The organism is Microcystis sp. M53603_WE2 (assembly GCF_030065435.1).
Genome location: NZ_JASJFF010001159.1, coordinates 1 through 3,214, shown reverse-complemented (window position 1 = coordinate 3,214; position 3,214 = coordinate 1). Strand labels below are relative to the sequence as shown.

Annotated in this window: 4 protein-coding genes; all 4 read left to right on the top strand. The window is 41.9% G+C overall.

The genetic code is table 11. From position 1 onward, the window contains the following. Window positions 1–302: 302 nt before the first annotated feature. The gene (locus tag PX481_RS24425; RefSeq protein ID WP_288096514.1) at window positions 303–1,358 is read left to right on the top strand and encodes a metallophosphoesterase family protein; all 1,056 of its coding nucleotides are present in this window, start codon (window positions 303–305) and stop codon (window positions 1,356–1,358) included. 15 nt (window positions 1,359–1,373) lie between these two features. Next, window positions 1,374–2,261, top strand: coding sequence for a ParA family protein (locus tag PX481_RS24420; RefSeq protein WP_002757975.1), 888 nt, complete (start codon window positions 1,374–1,376; stop codon window positions 2,259–2,261). A gap of 12 nt (window positions 2,262–2,273) precedes the next feature. Continuing rightward, window positions 2,274–2,615, top strand: coding sequence for a TIGR03792 family protein (locus tag PX481_RS24415; RefSeq protein ID WP_002757976.1), 342 nt, complete (start codon window positions 2,274–2,276; stop codon window positions 2,613–2,615). Between the two features lie 115 nt (window positions 2,616–2,730). After that, window positions 2,731–3,214, top strand: a 484-nt coding sequence (locus PX481_RS24410; protein WP_288096509.1) for a GDP-mannose 4,6-dehydratase, incomplete at its 3' end; no start/stop codon positions are given.

Genomic DNA, 3,214 nt, shown 5'->3' with positions numbered 1-3,214 from the left:
GGAATTGTTTCTAATTTCGGCTCTTCGGGACTTGGTATGGTTCGATATGGGGGCATAAATCGACTAAATCCTTATCTGGCAAGAGATTTTATTGATTAGTTCGCTCTAGATCGCAAACAATTGACAAAAATCGCGGTAATGTCTGTCTCTATAAGGGTTTCATTCCTTATAACCCCCATCCATTGCATAACACAAACCGAAGAGCCATAGTTAATTGGGATGATCAACAAAAAAGCGAGCGAGGGGACAAAAATTGCTATACTAACTGACGTGACCTCAATTAAAGACGAGATTGATATCCTATGCAACGCCGTAAATTTTTGCTGATCAGTGGCAGTTTAGGTGGTTTTAGCTTGGTAGCTTGCGCTCATCAAATTTTACAGCCTGTTACTTCCAAAAATCCCCCTGAGTCGGCTGTTAAACAAGCACAAAAGGCGAAAAAAGTCAAGATAATTGTGATTAGTGACCTTAATAGTCAATACGGTTCCACAACTTACGATCCCGAAATCGATCGAGCTATCCCTTTAATTATCAATAATAAACCCGATCTGGTCCTCTGTGGTGGCGACATGGTGGCGGGACAAAAAAGCAGCTTGACAGAGGCAGCAATTAACGCCATGTGGTCAGCCTTTGATCGCCATATCGCCGCGCCCCTGCGAGCTGCTAAAATACCTTTTGGTTTTACCATCGGTAATCATGACGCTTCTGGAGCTTTATCGGCAGGAAAATTTATCTATGCTCAAGAGAGACAATTAGCCCAAGATTATTGGCAAAACCCCCAACATGATACAAGTTTAAATTTTATCGATAAAACCGGCTTTCCTTTTTATTATACTTTCACTCAAAATGGTATATTCTATCTAGTTTGGGATGCCTCCACTCATTTAATCTCTCAGGAACAACTAAATTGGGCAGCAAAAAACTTGAGTAGTAGCGACGCTAAAAATGCTAGAATGCGGCTAGTAATCGGTCATTTACCCCTCTACGGTATTGCCGTCGGCAGAAATCGACCGGGGGATTATTTAGCCGATGCCGAGAAATTAAGAGCGTTTTTAGAGGGCCATCAGGTGCATACTTATATTAGTGGCCACGCTCACGCTTACTATCCGGGTAAACGGGGGCAATTACAATTATTACACTCAGGAGCTTTAGGCAGTGGACCGCGACGGTTGTTGAACAGTGAACAAGCACCTAGAAAAACCCTAACAATTGTCGATATTAATCCCCATCAACAGGAAACAGTTTACACCACCTACGACATGAAAACCCAAGAGGCGATCAATATTACCAGTTTACCTCCTTTGATTATGGCTCCCAACGGGCAGGTTTTACGTCGAGATATTCCATCGGTTAACTAGAAAGGAATTCCCCTAATGGCCACTGTCATCAGCACCGTTAATATGAAAGGAGGAGTAGGAAAAACTACCCTTACCGTCAACCTTGCCACCTGTTTAGCTAAATTTCAGCAAAAACGAGTCCTTGTCCTCGATTTAGACGCTCAAATCAGTGCGACTCTTAGCTTAATGTCTCCCCACGAATTCGCTCAACTGCGTCGCAAAAAACGCACTTTAAGCTATTTATTAGAAGCAATTATCAAACCCAATCCCTACAATAAATTAACTATTGATGATATTATTGTCCCTTCAGTCTGTGAAATACAAGGCTTAGATTTACTACCGGGAGACATCGAACTTTATGATGAATATGTCGTCTCAGAAACCCTGCACCACCAAGCAATTTTACAGGAAGATTTAGGCTTTGATCATGCTTGGAATAACCTGGAAAGAGTCTTAATTCAAAAAATCATTGACCCCATTCAAGACCGTTACGATTATATTATCATGGACTGCGCTCCAGGCTATAATCTTTTAACTCGTAGTGGTCTATGTAGCAGTCATTTTTATTTACTACCTGCCCGTCCCGAACCTTTATCAATTGTCGGCATTCAGCTATTAGAAAGAAGAATAGTTAAACTGAAAGCTAGTCATCAAGAAACCGCACCGATTAACCCCGGTTTACTCGGTATAGTTTTTATTCTTTCCGGTGGTGGTTTACTCAGTCGCTACTATAATCAAGTCATGCGCCGGGTACAACAGGATTTTCAAGCCCATCAAATTTTTGCTAATGCGATTCCTATGGATGTTAATGTAGCTAAAGCTGTGGATATGTTCGTGCCTGTGGTGGCAGCTATGCCCTCTTCTAGTGGTTCCAAAGCTTTTATGAAACTCACAGAAGAATTCTTGATGAAAGCCAAAAAATAGGAGATAATTACTATGGTCATTGAGTGGTTAGAATTTCAAGTTAAACCCGAAGCTAGGGAAAAATTTATCCAAAAAGATCAAGAAATTTGGACAAAGTTTTTAGCAAAACAACCTGGTTTTTTAGGTAAGGAGCTTTGGATTAATCCCGCCATCGAGGAAAAATTAATTATCGTTGTCCATTGGCAAACACAAGAACAGTGGAAAGCTATCTCCAAAAATTTACTTGATGACACCGAAGCCAAATTTTCCCTAGCCATGGGAAAAGATAATTATCAACTGCTCAAAGTCAAGGAATTTCAGGTCAGAAAATTTCGAGAAAATTTTCAGAACAATTTAGGCTCTCTGGGGACCTGATAAAAAATCAATTCATCTTTTTGTCCCCTGTCAACCTAGCCAAACTTGTCCTGAGGGGCTAAAGTGTGCTATAAGCAGTCAGAGTCTTTATTCTTTCTGATTAGGTAAATTACTGATGACTGAAGCTAAACGCGCCCTAATTACCGGCATCACCGGCCAAGATGGTTCCTATCTGAGCGAATTATTATTAGAAAAAGGCTATCAAGTCCACGGTATCATCCGTCGTACCTCCACCTTTAACACCGATCGCATCGATCATATCTACACTGACCCCCACCAGCCCGATACTAAATTATTTCTTCATTATGGCGACCTCACCGACGGCACGACCCTGCGGCGTATCCTCGAACAAGTGCAACCAGTAGAAGTGTATAATTTAGGGGCCCAATCCCATGTGCGAGTTAGTTTTGATGCCCCAGAATACACCGTCGATGCTGTGGGGGTAGGGGTCTTAAGATTACTAGAAGCAATTCGGGATTACCAAAAAAGAACCGGCATCGAAGTCCGTTTCTATCAAGCAGGTTCCTCGGAAATGTTCGGGAAAGTCATGGAAGTTCCCCAAAAAGAAACCACGCCATTTTATCCCCGCAGTCCCTACG